This is a genomic window from Alkalihalobacillus trypoxylicola, assembly GCF_001590785.1.
Taxonomy (GTDB): Bacteria; Bacillota; Bacilli; order Bacillales; family Bacillaceae_D; genus Alkalihalobacillus; species Alkalihalobacillus trypoxylicola.
Genome location: NZ_LTAO01000001.1, coordinates 422,028 through 441,348 on the forward strand (window position 1 = coordinate 422,028; position 19,321 = coordinate 441,348).

Below are 19,321 nucleotides of genomic sequence, written 5' to 3' on the forward strand. Positions count from 1 at the left end.
ATCAATCTCCTAGCTTTTGGCCCACCATCAAATTTGCCCCTCTTATGAAGGATTCTGCATTCATTCTCTTCTTTCCTGCTGGTTGAATTTCAGTTAATTTCAATGAAACATCATTGCCTGTTGCAACAATGAAACCATCTTTTTCAATAGAGATAATTTCACCTGGTTCGCCTTTTTTTGTCAAAACGACTTTCTCAGACCACCATACTTTTAAAGGCTTTTGTTCTAATGTTGTAAAAGCCACAGGCCAAGGATTTAGTCCTCTTATTTGGTTATAGAGCGCTTCACCTGATCGGCTCCAATCTATTCTCTCCATGTCCCTAGAAATATTTTTAGCAAATGTAACCTTTTTTTCGTCCTGTTTTTCAGGCTCTATTTTTCCCTCTAATAATTGGGGTAAGGTGTCCATTAGAAGATCTCGACCAGCTAAACTTAATTTATCATGTACAGAACCAACCGAATCATTCTCTAATATCGGAACTTCAATTTGACTGAGCATATCACCTGCATCTAATTTTTCAACCATATACATAATCGTTACACCGGTTTTGGACTCACCATCAATGACCGCTTGATGAATCGGTGCTCCTCCTCGATATTGAGGAAGAAGAGAAGCATGAACATTAATGCATCCGTGCTTAGGATAATCAAGTAATGCTTTTGGTAATAGTTGACCATAGGCAGCCGTAATAATTAAGTCTGGTTCGTACGAAAATAACTTTTCTAATTCGTTCATTTCACGAATTTTTTCTGGCTGCAAGGTTGGGATTCCTAGCTCGATTGCAGCTTTTTTTACAGGAGGGGGTGTCATTAATTTTTTTCTTCCTACTGGTCGATCGGGCTGTGTCACCACCGCAACTACCTCATAATGATCGACTAATGTATGTAAAATAGGAACGGAGAAATCAGGCGTTCCCATAAATACGATTTTCATATTGAACACGACCTTTCAACCTACATAAATGTATAAGGGTTTAAATCTATTTGTACTTGAAGATGACCTGAGTTAATTCTATTCATAAAATGCTCTTGAATAGTATGTAGAACACTCATTAACTTTGGTTCATTTTTGTATTTTATCAAACATTGATAGCGATATCTATCTTTTATCTTAGCAAGAGGAGATACGACAGGACCTAAAATGATGGTCGTAGATGAAAGCTCTCTTTTTAAAATATCAACGATTTTTTCTGAGGTTGAAATGACCTGAGTTAATTCAGAATGGGAAATATTGATGAGTACCATAAAATAATAGGGAGGATACCCCACTTGTTTTCTCTGACCCATTTCAATTTCAAAAAATTTCTCATAATCATGAGTTTGAACGAGTTCATTACTATAATGTTCCGGATTGTATGATTGAATCACCACTTGACCTGGAAGCTCATGTCTACCTGCTCTACCACTAACCTGTTCAAGAAGTTGAAACGTTCTTTCCGCCGAGCGAAAATCAGGAAGATGTAGCATCGAATCTGCTGATAATACGCCAACTAAAGTAATCGCAGGGAAATCTAGACCTTTCGCAATCATTTGAGTACCAAGTAAAATATCTGCTTCTTTCCTCTCAAACGCTTCTAATAGCTTTTGATGGGAGCCCTTTTTACTTGTTGTATCAACATCCATTCTTATCACTTTTGCCTCCGGCAATACTTTCGTTAGCTCTTCTTCTACCTTTTGGGTTCCAGAGCCAAAAAAACGAATATGCTCACTTCCACAGGAAGAGCAAGTGTTAGGCATGATATGCTCATTGCCACAATAATGACATTTTAATCGATTTTGGTTACGATGGTAGGTTAATGAAACATCACAATGCTCACACATTTCGACATGACCACAATCTCGACACATCACAAAGGTAGAGTGACCTCTTCTATTTAAAAATAAAACCATTTGTTCTTTTTTTTGAAGGCGAATTTTCATTTCTTCCATTAAGACTTGCGAAAACATCGAACGATTGCCATTCCTTAATTCTTCCCGCATATCGATCATTTCTACCTTTGGCAACGGTTGATTTTTAACACGTTCATTTAATTTTAGTAAAGTATAAACTCCTTTTTTGGCTCTTGCGTAAGATTCTAAAGAAGGGGTGGCACTCCCTAAAATTACCGGACACTGATAGGTTTGGGCTCTATACTTCGCAACCTCACGAGCATGGTATTTAGGATGATCCTCTTGTTTATAGCTCGTTTCATGCTCTTCGTCGATGATAATAACACCAATATTGTTAAACGGGGCAAAAATCGCTGACCTCGCTCCTACGACAACCTTCACTTCCTGCCGTTCGATTTTTCTCCATTCATCATATTTCTCTCCTACTGACAACCCTGAATGTAGAACAGCTACCCATTCGCCAAAGCGACCTTTAAATCTCTGGACCATTTGTGGTGTAAGTGATATTTCAGGCACGAGCATAATCGCTTGTTTTCCCTTCTCAATCACTTCAGCTATAGCTTGTAAATAAATTTCTGTTTTCCCACTACCGGTCACACCGTGAAGTAAAAAGGTTTCATGCTTTGTTTGTTCAATAGCTTCAAGAATAGGAAGCAAGCTATTTCCCTGCATTTCCGTTAGCTTTAAAGGTTTCGATTGTTGTATCGTTAAACCTTTCATCGCCTCGCGATATACTTCCTCTTCTACCTCTATCAGTAACTTTTTATCCAATAAAGCATTCAAAGTCTGACGTCCAAATTTAAGCTTTGTCAAAATTTCCTCTTTTGAAATGGGAGCTTGTCTTTCCATTAAAGCAGTCAAAAGAAGCTGTTGTTTTTTAGCTCCTTTAGGAATCTGATTATTCATTCCCTCTAAACTATCAGAGGAAGGGTTGAGAGAAATCCATTTTTTCATTTTTTTATTTGCACGATTTTTTAATTGATAACTCTCTTCTATTTTCCCTTCCAGAATAAGTGTTTGAAACTCAATTTTTTCTTGTTTCGTCAAGCCTTTTAAATGGTCTATGGTAAGAACAGAAGTATCTAGAAAGAGTGTTTGGATAAATATAGGCAGTGATTGAGGCTGATTCTTAAGAGTCCACTCTTTTTTTACTTTCGTTTTTAAGGCTGCGGGTAGCATAACTTGAAAGGCCGATATTTGGTAACATAACGTCTGTTCAGCTACCCATTTTCCAACATCTATTAGCTCTTCAGTCAAAACTGGTTCATGGTCTTGTAATTCAAGAATTGGCTTTAATTTGTTCAGCTCGCTATTAGATGTAATTTCCATAATAAATCCTTGAACCGTTCGTGGACCAAAGGGAACAATCACTCTCATACCTACTTGAAGAAATGGATCCCATTCTTTTGGGACCAGATAATCAAACAATCGGTTTGTTTGGGCACTTGGTACATCGACAATTACTCTTGCAATCATCTAGAACCATTCCTTACGATATAATGAGAGATTTCATTTAATATTTCATATGCGATTTCTAATTTTGGTGCTTTTGAAACACGTTTTTGACGTTCATCTTTTGTTAATATTAATACTTCGTTAGAATCACTATGAAAACCAGTTCCTTCTTGTCCGATTTGGTTGGCTACTATCATATCTAAATGCTTTTTCTCTAGCTTGCCCCTTGCATATTGTTCAACCTGATCCGTTTCAGCAGCAAAACCTACTAGGATTTGTCCTTCTTGTTTTTGATTGCCTAATGCTGCTAAAATATCTGTTGTTTTTTCCATTTCTATTGACCAGTTAGACATTTTCTTCTTCTGCTTTTGCTGTAATGTCTGAATAGGCTTATAATCTGCCACTGCAGCTGACTTAATAATAATATCTGAGTCTTGACTATGAGACTGCACGGCCTCTAGCATGTCTTGAGCTGAAGTTACCGAGATGAATGATACTCCTTTTGGTGGAGTTTGAGAGGAAGGCCCAGAAATTAACGTAACCTTTCCACCTAGACTGCGAGCAGCCTTTGCCAAAGCATATCCCATCTTTCCAGATGAATAATTCGTAAAATAACGTGCAGGGTCGATTTGTTCTTGTGTAGGACCTGCCGTTATAAGAATGTTACGATTATAAATTTCGTTATGCTGAGCTAAGTTCCTTGCTGTTTCTTCTTCAAGGAATTCAACGATATCCTCCGGTTCTGCTAAACGACCTTTGCCTACCCAGCCACAGGCTAGGAATCCTTCATCAGCATCGATAAAAATGACTCCATCCTCTTTTAATGTGGTCATATTTCGCTGCACAGCTTTATGATTATACATATTTACATTCATAGCAGGTGCTATATATACCGGAGCCTTTGTCGCTAATAGCGTAGTCGTAAGCATATCATCAGCCAATCCATTAGCTAGCTTTGCTATTAAGTTAGCGGTTGCTGGAGCAATGATGATTTTATCAGCCCAATCCGCTAATTCAATATGAGCGATTTCAGAAGCTTTAGGTTCAATAAAGGTGTCAGTATAAACCTCATGTCGTGACAAAGCTTGAAAAGTTAAAGGGGTTATAAACTCTGTCGCTGATTTCGTCATAATGACCTTTACATTAGCTCCTGCTTGTATTAGCTTACTTGTTAACGCAGCTGCTTTATAGGCAGCAATCCCACCACACACACCAAGAACAATCTTTTGACCTTTTAACAACTCTCTCACCTCTTTTTTTCAAAATACCATAATTCATTTCTTATTAACATTCTAAACGCTTGGATCAATTTATACGGTATCTTTCATACAAAACTTACGAAAGAAAGCAACCTATCTCATTCAAAATAGGTTGCTTCGCATTTTATTCGTCTTCACTGATTAATTCATTACGCTCAAAACGTAGGTTTTCTTGAATAATTTCTTCTAGCGCTAATCCTACTGGTTTATAAGATTGCGGCTTATTCACAAGCGGACCTCTAGATACATTTTCTTTCATCTCTCTTGCACGTTTAGAAGAAACCGTTACTAGTGTATATTTAGAATCTAATTTATCCATTAAGGAATCAATTGAAGGATATAACATATTTATTGAACCTCCACTAATTGTTTATATTTTTCGAACAAACGCTCTCTTTTACAATGCTCTGCGGTTACGATTGCTTTTATCCGTTCAACCGCAAGAGCGACTTCATCATTTTCAACGACATAATCATATCGTTTCATCATCTCTATCTCTTCTTTTGCCACCGTCATACGTTTGTCAATGACGTCCTCGGTTTCCGTGCCTCTTCCGACAATTCGATTTCGTAATTCCACTAAACTTGGAGGCATTAAAAAAATAAAAATCCCTTCTGGAAAACGATCTCGAACCTTTGAGGCTCCTTGAACTTCTATTTCTAAAATAATGTCATCGCCTTGATCTAATGTTTGACGAACATAGTCAATAGGTGTGCCATAATAATTCCCTACGTATTCAGCCCACTCTAACAGCTCTTGGTTTTTAATCATTTCTTCAAATTCTTCTTTCTCTTTAAAGAAATAATTCACTCCATCTACTTCACCTTTGCGTGGCTGCCTTGTTGTTGCAGATACTGAATACTGGATATTGGTTTGCTCTTTTCTCAGTGCCCCACAAACCGTTCCTTTTCCTACTCCTGCAGGACCTGACAAAACAATCAATAATCCTTTTTCTTTTTCCATTGAAACCTCCTACCCTTTCTCATGTGAGGGAATTTTCCCCACGTATCAATAACAATATTAACTATGCATCTTCATTACTATCTTCTTTAGTGGATAGCCTCTGAGCAACTGTTTCTGGTTGAACGGCACTTAAAATAACATGATCGCTATCGGCAATAATAACGGCTCTTGTTCTTCGGCCATATGTAGCATCTATTAACATATTCCGATCTCGTGCATCCTGAATAATTCTTTTTATAGGTGCAGATTCCGGACTTACAATAGAAATGATTCGATTAGCTGATACAATATTTCCAAATCCAATATTTATTAGTTTTATATTCATGCTCAAATCCTCCACTTAAAAAGAGCCTTCTCACTCTCCTCATTTTTATCCAAACTACTGTAACTATATACGATATTTGTTTGTATTTCTAGCTTTATTCAATATTTTGTACTTGCTCCTTGGTTTTTTCAATGAGACTTTTAAGTAAGACGACCTGCTGTTTTATTTGGATATCTGTAGCCTTTGCCCCTAGCGTATTGGCTTCTCGATTGAGCTCCTGCACTAAAAAGTCTAACTTTCTACCAATAGGGCTTTGACTCTGCAAGCTATCAACAAATTGTTTATGATGAGAGCGAAGTCTTGATATTTCTTCACTAATATCACACTTATCAGCCATTATACCAATTTCAGTAAATAGCCTTGCCTCATCCAGGTTATGTTCCACATTCATTAACTCTTCTACCCGTTTTTGAAATTTTACTTTTTGTTGCTGAACCATGTCAGGTGATAAATCGTCAATCTTCTCTATACTTTGGTTGAGACTCATTAATAGTTCTTGAAAATGCTGCTCGATAGAAAATCCTTCCTTCTGCCTCATTTGGTCTAATTGCACACACGCTTTTTCGACCGTTTGAAGCAAGCTATCCTCTAGCCCTAAAATTTCTTCAGTCGTTTCTTGTAATGTAACAATTTGATCATTGTTCATTAGTTGCTGAAGATTTAATGATGAAGAAATCTTGGCATAATCGCTTATCGATTGAGCGGTTTGAAGATAGTGCTCTAAAAATGACCAATTCACTTCTAGTTTTTTAGTAATTAGATGATTTCCCTCTACATTAATATAGATATCTAATTTCCCCCGTTGCACCTTATCCCGCACTTTTTTTCGAATCGCATCTTCCAGATAAATGAATCTACGTGGCAACTTCATATTGTTGCACTCAAAAAAACGATGATTCACACTGCGAATCTCGACTTCAATGGAAAAATCATCATGAGAAAAATGAGCTTGACCATAACCTGTCATACTTTTTACCATATGTATCACATCCACTTCTTTATTTTACCTAATTTTAGAGTGACCAACAAGTCTTGATTATGTAGACCGAAGAATCGCTATTGAATGTACCTTAATATTCAACGCAAAAAACCGATGAACTTTACTTTTTTTAAAGTCACACCGATTTTTATCATTTAAGTGAGCAATGTATTCAAACTCTTTATCGCTTAATGTTCACTCTTTATATTCTTGAATTGGGACATCTGTTATGCGCCAAGGTACAAGAGAACCAATCGAATAATGTAGGTTACCCTGATAGTTTTGCGTAGGAGCCTTATCGAGGGTTATCACATCTGCTGGCACATCCGGCCAAATAACCGTTACTACAATAGAATCATCTAAGTCAAGGTTATTTCCAACACCAAGCTTGACATTACGACTTACTAGTGGAGCGAGCTCTTTTTGACCAAGCTCTTGACGATCATTAACCGTAAGCGCCCAATAGTCAATTGGAAAAATACGTTGATCTCCATACAGTAACGTAACCCCATTTGCATCATTATGATCTAACATTCCACCGCTTGTAAGAACATCCTCACCAACATGAAAGCCTCTACCTCCATGCCCAAGACCTGAATTCATTAAATGAGGGATATAAGCTGTATTATCGTCTGTATTATGAATTCGAAGTCGACCAATGATAAATCCGTCTAACCTTGTTAAAGAATCAATTGAAATACCATATGGATAGCGGTCAAGATATTCAACTTCTAGCATTTTACCAGTTTCATACTCCATCACCGCTCCTAGGCTATCTGGTATTTCTGTTTTTTCTTCTACTATTTCTACTAAATTAGCTGGTGGTGTAAATAAAAATTCCACGCGTCGATTCAACGCCTGTCCTTCCTCACTATCATTAGAAACTATCGGCTCGTGGAAGGAGCGACCTTCAATTTTTACACTCTCAAAAGAAGTCAAGTCGACAATTTCGGCTAAATGGTCTCGAACTGACTTTGCTCGTTCTTCAGACAAGGTTTGGTTATATTCATCTGTACCGTTATTATCCGTGTGACCAACAATAAATAATTCACCACTGTCTACACGGCTTAACTCCTTAGCCGCTGCTTCTAAAATTTCATGAGACTCGCTTTGTAACTCTGAAGAATCGATGGCAAATAGCACATCCGAATCTAACGTGATCGTTGCTTGTTCTTCTTCAACTAACGTTCCAACAGGAAGCTCAATACTTTCATGATACGTTTGCAGAGGATACACTTGTTTTTCTAAATCATCTAAGCTTATAGCTAAATCCTCGGTTATATTTCCCTCTAGAAACTCTTGAGCTTGCTTTCTTACATTTTCAGATTCTATCACCGGTACTGAAGAAATCAGATCAAAGCTTTCAATTAAAACATGGACAGTATCTTCGACTGGTGCATTAAAAATCGCCGAATAAGTTACAACCTCTCCCTCTTTAAATGCACGTTCATCAATCCGTTCACCTGTAATGGCATTCGTTGCCAAATATTGCTCACCTTGATGATCTTCCTTATAATCTTGAAAGAATAATGTGTGCGATACGGTATATTGAACGGGATCTAGTAACCTCATTTGATAACCGAGTCGTTCAAACGGATTTCCTCTATTAAGGCTATGAGTTCTATACGAAGGTGGATGATGAATCATATCCTCTAAATTAATCCGTTCATTACCACTAATCTTTTGAAAATCAACCGTCAATAAAGCCAGTTCACCTTCTATTTCAATAGGATGAACAGCTACTTCTATTTCTACCTCGCCCCCTTCACGCTCAAATGTCTCTCGATGGACGACCGAGTTTTCCGAAGGATTGTCATTTTCAATCTCTTTTTCTTTATTTTCTTCCGATGCTGTTAGTCGTTCAGCTTCTTCTACTTCCTCTACTTCTTCCTCACTTTTTAATTCTTCCGGTAACTCATGTTGCTCTATCGTAATATCGTCACTTGAACAAGCAACCAAAAGCAATGTAAAAGCAGGAACGATCCATAATCGCTTTTTCATATGAACATCTCCTTAACAACTAAATCAACAACCCCTACTAAATCTAAAAAACGATAACATGAAACAATATGTAATTTATTACCTTAATGATCATAAATAAATTTACAACATTTTACAATAGACTTTATTCTTAAGACTAAATTCATAAAAATGACTAAATCTCCAACAACCAAAATGTTAATGATTAGCACAGTGGAAATGACTAATGCCCTTTATAAGCTTTTTAAGTCGTAATTCTCCATTTATAAAAAAATAGTGGGCAAAATCATCAAGCGATGAGCCTACCCACTAAAGTTTGGTTCTTATAAAGTTTGGTTCTTATAGAGTTCATTCTTTTACTGTCGGTTTTCTTAATAATTGGAAGCCACCTAATACGACCGTCGGTATGGCAGCCATTGCTAAAATAAGCAACCATTCTCTAAAGTTGAGCGTAACGGTGTGGAAAATCGTTTGTAATGGTGGATAATACAATACGATGAGCATAAGGATAACGGAAATCAATACCGCCCCAACTAAGTAACGATTTTCAAAAGGATTACGATGATAGACTGAATATTCACTTCTACAATCAAAAACATGGATAAGCTGAGCCATCACCAGTGTAGCAAATGCTACCGTTTGTGCTCTTATTAAGTCATCTGGATGTGCCGATAAAGTGACGGCAAAGGCCACCAAGGTTACAATTCCGATCATGATACCTCGACTGACTATCTTCCAAGCAAGCCCTCTTGCAAAGATTCCTTCGGATGGGCTTCTAGGCTTTCTTTTCATGACATCTCCTTCAGGCTGATCCATTCCTAAGGCTAAGGCAGGTAATCCATCTGTTACTAAGTTTATCCAAAGTATTTGGATAGCTACTAAAGGTAGCGGCATTCCGAGTAGCATCGCAAAAAGCATCACTAATATTTCACCAACATTGGACGCTAGCATATACCGAATAAACTTTCGGATATTTTCGTAAATATTTCTTCCTTCTTTGATCGCTTCTTTGATTGTTGAAAAATTGTCATCGCTTAAAATCAAGGCTGAGGCTTCCTTGGCAACATCGGTTCCTGTAATCCCCATTGCGATTCCTATATTTGCTGCCTTAATAGCAGGAGCGTCATTGACTCCGTCTCCTGTCATCGCAACAATATGGCCATTTTTCTGGAGAGCCTTCACGATTCTTAATTTATGCTCTGGTGTTACTCTTGCGTAAACATCCACCTGATCAACCACTTGTGATAATTCATGATCACTCATGAAGGCAAGCTCTTTTCCTGTTAAAGACTTTCCATATTTGGATAGTATCCCAATTTCTTTAGCAATTGAACAAGCGGTAAGCTGATGATCACCCGTTATCATAACCGTCTTAATACCGGCTTCTCGACACTCTCTAACCGCCTTGATTACTTCTGGTCTCGGAGGATCGATCATCCCTTGTATACCAATTAACGTTAATTGACGTTCTGCTTCAAATGCTTGTTGAAAGGTTTCGTTTTGATTTAATGGACGAAAGGCGACTGCAATGGTTCGAAGAGCTTTATTTGCCATGGTTGTCAGCGTCGCTTCCACCTCAGCTTTTCGCTTCGGTGTTAGTGCTTCTTTTTTATTTTGATAGATTAAAGAGCTACACTGTCCTAACACAACATCAGGTGCACCCTTTGTCATTACAAAGCGATTTCCTTTTTCATCCTTTACGATCACACTCATCATTTTACGAGTGGAATCAAAGGCAAATTCCCTTTCCCTTTTATATTTTTGGTCAAGAAGCTGACGACTGTAACCAGCTTTATATCCTGCTACTACAAGTGCTCCTTCTGTTGGATCTCCATCAATAAAATAATTGGTTGTATTTTTTTTAAGTAATGGCTTTTTATCTTCTCTTTTTTGTAGCTCTGCATTATTACATAAAATCGAATAACTTAAAAGCGTTAGCATGCTTTTTTGACTTCGAATATCAATACTTTTGCCATTTGCTATAAATTCTCCGCTCGGCTCGTACCCGTTCCCTGTAATATAGACCGTTTCTCCTCCACTCCATATTTGCGTAACAGTCATATTATTTTGCGTCAAGGTACCTGTCTTATCTGAGCAAATTACCGTTGCACAGCCTAATGTTTCAACAGCAGGAAGCTTTCTGACAATCGCTTTTCTCTTAATCATTCTTTGTACCCCTAAAGCAAGCGCCACCGTTACGATAGCAGGTAACCCTTCAGGTATAGCAGCAACGGCCAAAGAAACTCCAGATAGAAACATCGTATAAAGATCATGTCCTTGCCAAACACCAGCTACAACCACTAACGCAGTCAATATTAAGGCTATCACAATTAATATTTTACCTAACTGCTCTAAACGGCGTTGTAATGGTGTGACCATGGTAGGTGTTGTTTGTAAAAGATGAGCAATTTTCCCCATCTCCGTTTTCATTCCTGTCGCGACCACAACACCTATACCATTTCCTTGAGTAACAAGCGTCCCCATAAACGCGATATTTTTTTGGTCGGCAATGTCTAATGACTCTTTATCAATCTCATTATGATGTTTTTGTACAGGAATTGACTCTCCTGTTAACGAGGATTCTTCAATCGTTAAACTACTCGTTGATATTAAGCGTATATCCGCCCCTACTCTGACTCCACTCTTTAGCTTGACTACATCCCCCGGAACAATTTGACTAGACAAAAGCTTAACCCATTGTCCATCTCGTAACACATTCATCTGTGGTGCCGAAAGCTCCTTTAATGCATCCAGAGATTTTTCGGCTTTTCTTTCTTGAAAAAATCCGAGAATACCATTTAATAACACAATAAACATAATCGTGATTGCGTCAATGTATTCTCCTAGTAGTCCTGAAATAAACGTCGCTGCAAATAAAACTAAAACCATAAAGTCCTTAAATTGAGACAAAAACAAAGCAAGATTGGAAGTCTTTTTTCCTTCGTCTAATTTATTTTCTCCATAGTGTTTTAATCGTTTTCCAACTTCCTTGTTCGTAAGTCCGTTTTGATTATGAGAAGCAAGCCGTTGCTGAAGCTGCTCTTGTGTTAATCGATACCATTCCATTTTTTCACCTCGAGTCTCCTTTTTCTCTTTTTTATAGACATGTAGATTCTATCTAATGCATTCATATTCAGACCTGTCCCAAAACATGCTATACTCGTTGTAGCAATATTCGTTTTCTCCTAAAAAATGAAACAAGCTAAAACCGAAAATAGAAACAGATTGTTTAGACAGAGGTGAATGACATGTCATTTGATGGAATGATGACCCGAGCTGTAGTCAAGGAATTAAATGATTCCTTAGCAACAGGTCGAATCAATAAAATATACCAACCTTTTAAAACGGAACTGATTTTATCTGTTCGTTCAAAAGGAAAAACAAATTCTTTATTATTATCAGCAAATGCCCAATTTGCTCGTGCTCATCTAACGAGGGAGAAATATAGTAATCCTGCTACTCCCCCCATGTTTTGTATGCTACTCAGAAAGCATTTAGAAGGCGCGATCATTGAAAGAATTGAGCAGTTTGGAACCGAACGAATGATTTTTATCGATTGTCATTCTAAGGACGAATTAGGAGATGAAACTAAGAAAAGATTAATCGTTGAAATTATGGGGAAGCATAGCAATATTATTTTAATTGATAGACAAACAGATATGATTTTAGACAGTATTAAGCATATCAGTCTTTCCCAAAGTAGTTATCGTTCCGTACTGCCTGGTCAATCTTATAAATTTCCACCACCTCAAGAAAAGAAAAATCCACTTGAGGCAACAGAGATGACCTTATTAGAGGGCGTTGATTTTAATGCAGGGAAAATGGATCAACAGTTAGTCACTTTATTTGCAGGATTTTCCCCCCTCATTGGAAAAGAAATTATTCATAGAGCTCATCTAGTAAATAGACAATCCTTAATGGATGCTTTCTTTTCAGTCGTTAATCCGATAAAGTCGGATCAATATAGTCCTAAAATCATCTTTTCAAAAAATAAAGAGTATTTTTCGGTCGTTGAACTTAACCATCTGACTGGAACTGAGAAAGAGTTTGAAACCGTAAGTGAAATGCTCGACCGATATTTTTATGGAAAAGCTGAACGAGACCGTGTTAAGCAGCAAGCTCACGACTTAGAAAAGCTTTTAATGAATGAATATCAAAAAAATAAAAAGAAAATAAAAAAACTAGAAAAAACATTGGTTCAAGCAGATAAGGCTGCCGATGACCAAAAAAAAGGTGAGCTATTAACTGCTCATATGCACTTAGTTAAAAAGGGAGATACATCGGTGGATGTCGTTGACTATTATGACCCAGATGGCAAGATTATTACGATTGATCTTTTACCTTTAAAAACTCCTTCTGAAAATGCCCAGCTCTACTTTAAACGTTATAATAAAGCAAAAAATTCAGTGGCCATTGTGAAAGCACAAATTGAAGAGACGAAATCTGAAATTGTCTACTTTGAACAGCTTATTCAGCAAATGGAAAGTGCTTCACCTGCTGACATTGATGAGATTAGAGAAGAATTAATGGAAGAAGGTTATATAAGGAAAAGGCAACAAAAGGGTGATAAAAAGAAAAAGAAAGACCACAAGCCCCAATTGGAACGGTATGTATCTTCAAACGAAATCGAATTTTTTGTCGGTAAAAATAATAAGCAAAATGATTATCTTACAAACCGATTTGCTAGACAAGATGAGGTTTGGCTTCATACAAAAGATATACCAGGCTCTCATGTAGTCATTCGAAGTACAGAACCGGATGAATTAACGTTACAGGAAGCAGCAACTGTAGCTGCCTTTTATAGTAAAGCAAAGCTTTCTAGCTCTGTTCCTGTCGATTATACAAAGATTCGTCATGTAAAAAAACCTAATGGTGCCAAACCCGGCTATGTTATCTATGACAATCAAACGACTTTATATGTTACCCCTAATGAAGATTTAATTCTTTCATTACGGTCTCGTTCTTAAGAGAAGGGCACACTCGTTCTCATACTAAGCAAAAAAGTGAAATGGAGAATAAATTTACTCCATTTCACTTTTTTTATTTTTAAAATTAAACGATTACCCACCAATATGAGACATTTCAATTTTGTTAGTAGTATGATTTTTTTTCGACATTCTTTCTACCGAATATTGGTCATCTCTCAAATGCCATGTTTCAATAATTCTTGATTTGATGACTTCGTCGGTGGCATGGTTTCTTAGAAGACTTTTAAATTCCGTTCCTTTTGAAGCAAATAAACAGGTATATAGGGTACCTTCTACAGACAACCTTGCTCTTGTACAAGAGCCACAAAATGCATCAGAAACGGATGAGATGATTCCAATTTCAGCATCTTGTCCCTTATACTTGTAACGTGTTGCTACTTCTCCTAAATAGGATGGCTCCTGTGCTTCTAATGGCATAACCTCATTAATTTTTTCAAAGATTTCCTTTTTCGTCATGACTTCTTTCATTTTCCAGCCATTCGAGGTGCCTACATCCATATATTCAATAAATCGAAGCGTATACCCCTTTTCACGAAAGTATTGTGCCATCGGAAGGATATCTTGGTCATTGACTCCTTTTTGAACAACCATATTGACCTTCACTTCTAAACCTGCCTCACTTGCTGCCGCCATCCCTTTTAATACAGGGTCTATTCCGATTCCTCTTCCATTTATACGGCCAAAACGCTCATTATCTAAGCTATCTAAGCTAACTGTAACTCTCTTTAACCCTGCTTTTTTCAAGGATTTCGCATGATAAGGCAGTAGAAAGCCGTTAGTAGTCATCGCTATATCTGAGATACCAGTAGCCTGAGATAAAGAATGTATTAATGATGCAACATCCTTCCTCATCAAAGGTTCTCCTCCCGTTATGCGTAGCTTTTGTAGAGAAGTCACTTGATAAAACAATGAAACCAGTCTTGTTATTTCTTCAAAGCTTAATAGCTCATCCTTTTTTAAAAAGGGATAATTCTCATCAAAAATCTCTGATGGCATACAGTAGTGACACCGGAAATTACAGCGATCCGTAACAGAAATTCGCAAGTCCTTTAAAGGTCTTAGCCGTTGGTCATATATGGGTTTCTCTAATGTCATCCATCTCATCCTTTCTTCAGCCAGCCATCTATGAAAAACGGTTTGTTATGATACATTTATTTATACCAAATCTTAAGCTACATGAGTTATTCCTTTTCATCTTCTACATATTCAAGTATATCACCAGGCTGGCAATTTAAGGTTTTACAAATGGCATCTAATGTCGAGAATCTTATAGCTTTAACCTTACCTGTTTTTAAGTTTGATAAATTAACCGTTGAAATATCAATAGAATTTGCCAATACGTTCAACCTCATTTTTCTTTCTGCCAATACACGATCTAAACGAATAATTATACTCATGATTATTCCCTTCTGTTATAACGTCGTATCAACGTCTTCCTGTAAATATACACCATACCTAAATAGATGGTAAACGGCTAATAAAAATAATCCAATCAATAAGCCCACATAATGAAGATTCATTAAACTAATATTTAGTGAATGTGTCACAAAAATATTAATAGCTAGATTAATCATAAAAAGACCAAATATTGAATATGCGATTACTACGAAAGCTATTCTTTTCAATTGCGCTACTGCCTCAAAATGAAAAGGACTTTCACTCTCCATCATATGATTAATGAATGTCGTGACTAAATGAAGCACATAAAATAGTAATGGTGTGTAAACAAGTTGATTGCTTAACAAATAAGTAATAAAAGCCGTTTTGACCTCAAACATATAAGGATAGGGCATCGAGGTTGGTAACAATGAAAAAGGAACTAATAATGAAAAGCTAAAGCTACCTAACATTCCAATATTTAGTTCCCAATGCGCCACTCCCTTTGTAGCTGTAAATGCAACCTCAGGCAAAAATAGGCCCCAAACCAAAATAGTTATAAAAAACAATATAGTGAGAGCAATCAGTACTTTACATACATTTAATAACGTAACAATTCTCGAAAGTTGTGTATTCATTTTTGAACGATGATACATATTCATCCCCCCTTCGTTTTTAGTATAAAGCTGTTACTAATTCATTACCATTAAAAAATTAATGATAATCGATAATTTTTTTATGATATTTGTTAATGTCTCAACAAGAAATTGCTGTGACAATACGATTAAAAGAAGAACTATACACATGTTAAGTGCCCGTATGTTCGCTTCCACAACACATTCTGAGTCCGATGGAGAGCTTCCGAACTACCTGAATTTCGTCATGGTCACTACCGACCACTGGCGTCTCTGTGCCTTGTGTCCGCTATCCTACGATTTTCATAGCTCTAAAAACCCTCCTTTTTGCAAAAAAGGAGGGTTCTATCGTTATTTTTGAATTTTAAATTTCGCAATAGGAGCTTCTTTATAAGCAACTTTTGTCTCAGCCTTTTTCTCTATTCTATGATTGAATCCAAGACTCATCGGCTGGATTTTTTCTCCATTGCAATAACCTTTCCGACTCACCTTCGGAAATGACGCCATTTTCTTTTGCCACTTCTACTAAAGTCGAATAGTTGGATAATACTTTCGTTTCTAACTTTTCCTGTGCAAAGTTTTCATGAGCTTTTTCTAATTCATATGTAAAGATTGCGACAACACCTAGTACGTCAGCACCTGCCTCTTTAACAGCTTTCGCTGAAGTAATAGAGCTGCCTCCTGTTGAAATTAAATCTTCAACAATGACGACCTTTTGTTGAGCTTCTATTTTTCCTTCTATTTGGCTTTGCTTGCCATGCTTTTTAGCTTTTCCACGAATATAAGCCATCGGTAAATTTAAATGCTCACTCACCCAAGCTGCATGTGGAATACCTGCAGTAGCTGTCCCGGCAATAACCTCAGCTTCTGGAAAATGCTCTTTGACTAACTGTGCTAGACCTTCAGAAATCTCTTTACGTACAGTAGGATAAGACATCGTTAAACGATTATCACAATATATAGGAGAGCGTAAGCCAGAGCTCCATATAAATGGCTCATTTGGGCTCAAACTCACCGCTTTAATATCTAATAAATGCTTAGCAATTTGTTTTTCCATTCGTTATTCCCCCCAGTTAGCTTTCATCATTCTATAGGTTTGTAATGGGTTTTCACTTGCCGTAATGCTTCGACCTACTACAATCGCATCACTTCCTAGCGACCTCGCCATTTGAGGTGTTACAACACGCTTTTGGTCACCTACTGCGTCGTTTTCTTGTCTAATTCCAGGGGTAACCGTTAAAAACGTTTTTCCACACTCTGCATGAATAAGAGGAACTTCTTTTGCTGAACAGACGACACCATCTAGTCCTGCTTCCTGAGCTAATTTAGCATAATGAAGGACCACTTTATCCATAGATTGAGTGATTAGTAATTCATTTTCTAACATAGATGAGTCCGTACTAGTTAGCTGAGTTACCGCTATTAATTTTGGACGCTGTCTGCCTGGAGCTGTCCCTTCCTCCAAACCTTCCAGAGCTGCCTTCATCATCTTTATACCACCAGCCGCATGAACATTCACCATATCTATACCAAGCGTAGCTAACACCTTCATCGAGCGTTTCACCGTATTCGGAATATCATGGAGCTTCAAATCCAAAAAGATAGAATGTCCCGCCTTCTTTAGCTCCTCCAAAGCTGAAATTCCTTCGCGATAGAACATTTCCATCCCTACTTTCAAAAAGAGAGGTTCTTCGCCGAAGCTTTCTAACAGCTGTTTTCTTTTTTCTGGATGATCCACATCTAAAGCAATCATTAATGGATGTTGCATACTTCTTTCCAGCTCCCTCCTATTAGTTCGGAAATATGGTCTACGCCCATTTCATCCAGTTTAGCAGGTAATTCATCAATAAGCTTTGGGCAAATATATGGGTCAACAAAATTTTGTGTCCCTACAGCTACTGCACTTGCCCCAGCTAAGAAGAACTCAATGACATCATCTACTGTAGCAATCCCACCCATTCCAATAATAGGAATGTTAACGACTTGACTCACTTGATGGATCATTCGAATCGCCACTGGTTTTATTGCTGGACCTGATAATCCCCCAGCTTGATTGGCTAGAATAGGTTTTTTCGTTTTCAAATCAATACGCATTCCTAGCAATGTATTAATCATCGATAACCCATCAGCACCAGCTGCTTCGACGGCTTTCGCCATGGAAACAATATCTGCTACGTTAGGTGACAATTTCACATACACAGGGACCTGTGATACTCTTTTTACTTCTTTTGTTAATTCAGCCGCTACTTCTGGTACTGTTCCAAAAGCTATACCTCCTTTTTTTACATTAGGACAGGAGATATTTAATTCAAGCGCTGTTACGTTTGAACTTTTAGATACCTTTTCGGCTACTTCTATATAATCCGACATTTCTGAGCCGGCAACGTTAGCTAGTATTGGGACATCAAAGGAGTCTAACCACGGTAGTTCTTCTGAACAAACTTTATCCATTCCCGGATTTTGTAAACCAATCGCATTTAACAAGCCACTTTTCGTTTCAGCAAGTCTAGGAGTCGGGTTACCAAAACGGGCCTCTACAGTCGTAGCCTTTATGGCTATTGCACCAAGCTTACTCAAATCATAAAATTGCGCATATTCTTTTCCAAAACCAAAGCACCCAGAAGCAGGCATAATTGGATTTTTCAAATCTAATCCAGGTAATTTTAATGCTAGACGGCTCATAGAACAACCTCCCCTACTTTAAATACAGGTCCATCTGTACATACTTTTTTATAGCTTGTACCTTCAGGGTCCTCTGTAGGATGACACACACATGCGAGACAAGCTCCGATACCACAGCCCATTCTTTCTTCAAGTGACAAAAACCCGCGGCTATTTTCAAATTGGGAAGTTAATGCCTTTAGCATGACATTAGGTCCACATGAATACAGCGTATCAAAAGAAAGTTCATATTTAGAAATAGCATCTGTTACAAATCCCTGTAAACCGTGGCTACCATCTACGGTTGTAATATATGTTTCGCCCAATTCGTTAAATTCTTTCTCATAAAAGACAGCACTTTTCGCTTGAAAACCTAGCACATGAATGACTTTTACGCCTCTTTTTTTCAATTGCTTCGACAGATAGTATAGAGGGGGGACACCAATCCCGCCTCCTACTAATAAAGCTACTTCACCAGGCTCGGTTTCTTCTACTGGAAACCCATGTCCTAAAGGACCTAGAACATCAACTTGTTCCCATTTTTGTTTTTTTGACAACCGATTCGTTCCTTCACCCTCTACACGATAGAGCATCGTTAAAATTTCTTGCTCCAAATCAATATCACAGATGCTCAAAGGACGCCTTAGTAATAAATCATCATAAGAATCTACTTTCACATGAACGAATTGACCAGGGTTCGTCATACTTTTCACCAAAGGTCCTTGACATTTGATTTCAAATATTTGTTCAGCAATTTGCTGTTGACTTACTATAGACAGAATACCTTGCTTATTCATCATCATTCTCTC

Annotated in this window: 17 protein-coding genes; 1 reads left to right on the forward strand and 16 read right to left on the reverse strand. The window is 37.5% G+C overall.

All coding sequences use genetic code 11. The features are described from left to right. Position 1: 1 nt before the first annotated feature. From fmt to AZF04_RS02045, 9 genes are all read right to left on the reverse strand, one after another. Entirely contained in the window at positions 2–934 is a 933-nt protein-coding gene (fmt, locus tag AZF04_RS02005; protein ID WP_061947340.1) for a methionyl-tRNA formyltransferase, read from the reverse strand. Between the two features lie 20 nt (positions 935–954). Next, on the reverse strand, positions 955–3,366 hold the full coding sequence (gene priA / locus AZF04_RS02010) for a primosomal protein N' (RefSeq protein WP_061947341.1): 2,412 nt from the start codon (positions 3,364–3,366) through the stop codon (positions 955–957). Further along, entirely contained in the window at positions 3,363–4,595 is a 1,233-nt protein-coding gene (coaBC, locus tag AZF04_RS02015) for a bifunctional phosphopantothenoylcysteine decarboxylase/phosphopantothenate--cysteine ligase CoaBC (RefSeq protein ID WP_412459191.1), read from the reverse strand. The genes priA and coaBC overlap by 4 nt, the downstream gene beginning before the upstream one ends. 133 nt (positions 4,596–4,728) lie before the next feature. Beyond that, positions 4,729–4,950 carry a DNA-directed RNA polymerase subunit omega gene (gene rpoZ / locus AZF04_RS02020; RefSeq protein ID WP_061947343.1) on the reverse strand — a complete coding sequence of 74 codons (222 nt, stop codon included), beginning with the start codon at positions 4,948–4,950 and terminating at the stop codon, positions 4,729–4,731. Between the two features lie 2 nt (positions 4,951–4,952). After that, a complete protein-coding gene (gene gmk / locus AZF04_RS02025; protein WP_061947344.1) occupies positions 4,953–5,567 on the reverse strand; it encodes a guanylate kinase in 615 nt (204 codons plus the stop codon). A 61-nt stretch (positions 5,568–5,628) separates the two neighbouring features. Beyond that, positions 5,629–5,892: an extracellular matrix/biofilm regulator RemA gene (gene remA / locus AZF04_RS02030; RefSeq protein WP_045486521.1), complete on the reverse strand. Its 264-nt coding sequence runs from the start codon at positions 5,890–5,892 to the stop codon at positions 5,629–5,631. Positions 5,893–5,986: 94 nt separating this feature from the next. Then, positions 5,987–6,871 carry a YicC/YloC family endoribonuclease gene (locus tag AZF04_RS02035; protein ID WP_061947345.1) on the reverse strand — a complete coding sequence of 295 codons (885 nt, stop codon included), beginning with the start codon at positions 6,869–6,871 and terminating at the stop codon, positions 5,987–5,989. A gap of 195 nt (positions 6,872–7,066) precedes the next feature. Then, a complete protein-coding gene (locus tag AZF04_RS02040; protein ID WP_061947346.1) occupies positions 7,067–8,872 on the reverse strand; it encodes an OmpA family protein in 1,806 nt (601 codons plus the stop codon). Between the two features lie 327 nt (positions 8,873–9,199). Continuing rightward, the gene (locus tag AZF04_RS02045; RefSeq protein ID WP_061947347.1) at positions 9,200–11,917 is read right to left on the reverse strand and encodes a calcium-translocating P-type ATPase, SERCA-type; all 2,718 of its coding nucleotides are present in this window, start codon (positions 11,915–11,917) and stop codon (positions 9,200–9,202) included. 182 nt (positions 11,918–12,099) lie between these two features. On the opposite strand from AZF04_RS02045, the gene AZF04_RS02050 reads away from it, so the two are divergent. After that, entirely contained in the window at positions 12,100–13,818 is a 1,719-nt protein-coding gene (locus tag AZF04_RS02050; protein WP_174522652.1) for an Rqc2 family fibronectin-binding protein, read from the forward strand. A 93-nt stretch (positions 13,819–13,911) separates the two neighbouring features. Here AZF04_RS02050 and moaA read toward each other — a convergent pair whose 3' ends face one another. The 7 genes from moaA to AZF04_RS02085 form a co-directional block, all read right to left on the reverse strand. After that, on the reverse strand, positions 13,912–14,934 hold the full coding sequence (gene moaA / locus AZF04_RS02055; protein WP_082795272.1) for a GTP 3',8-cyclase MoaA: 1,023 nt from the start codon (positions 14,932–14,934) through the stop codon (positions 13,912–13,914). 86 nt (positions 14,935–15,020) lie between these two features. Further along, the gene (locus AZF04_RS02060; RefSeq protein WP_045486547.1) at positions 15,021–15,236 is read right to left on the reverse strand and encodes a helix-turn-helix domain-containing protein; all 216 of its coding nucleotides are present in this window, start codon (positions 15,234–15,236) and stop codon (positions 15,021–15,023) included. Between the two features lie 15 nt (positions 15,237–15,251). Further along, entirely contained in the window at positions 15,252–15,872 is a 621-nt protein-coding gene (locus AZF04_RS02065) for a DUF2975 domain-containing protein (RefSeq protein WP_061947350.1), read from the reverse strand. A 403-nt stretch (positions 15,873–16,275) separates the two neighbouring features. Further along, positions 16,276–16,908 carry an orotate phosphoribosyltransferase gene (gene pyrE / locus AZF04_RS20900; RefSeq protein ID WP_061947351.1) on the reverse strand — a complete coding sequence of 211 codons (633 nt, stop codon included), beginning with the start codon at positions 16,906–16,908 and terminating at the stop codon, positions 16,276–16,278. Between the two features lie 3 nt (positions 16,909–16,911). Next, positions 16,912–17,619 (reverse strand): orotidine-5'-phosphate decarboxylase, encoded by a 708-nt coding sequence (pyrF, locus tag AZF04_RS20905; protein WP_061947352.1) that lies wholly within the window; start codon positions 17,617–17,619, stop codon positions 16,912–16,914. Beyond that, positions 17,604–18,533 carry a dihydroorotate dehydrogenase gene (locus AZF04_RS02080; RefSeq protein ID WP_045486559.1) on the reverse strand — a complete coding sequence of 310 codons (930 nt, stop codon included), beginning with the start codon at positions 18,531–18,533 and terminating at the stop codon, positions 17,604–17,606. Before AZF04_RS02080 ends, pyrF begins: the two co-directional genes overlap by 16 nt. Beyond that, the gene (locus AZF04_RS02085) at positions 18,530–19,312 is read right to left on the reverse strand and encodes a dihydroorotate dehydrogenase electron transfer subunit (RefSeq protein WP_061947353.1); all 783 of its coding nucleotides are present in this window, start codon (positions 19,310–19,312) and stop codon (positions 18,530–18,532) included. The genes AZF04_RS02080 and AZF04_RS02085 overlap by 4 nt, the downstream gene beginning before the upstream one ends. Between the last annotated feature and the right edge of the window lie 9 nt (positions 19,313–19,321).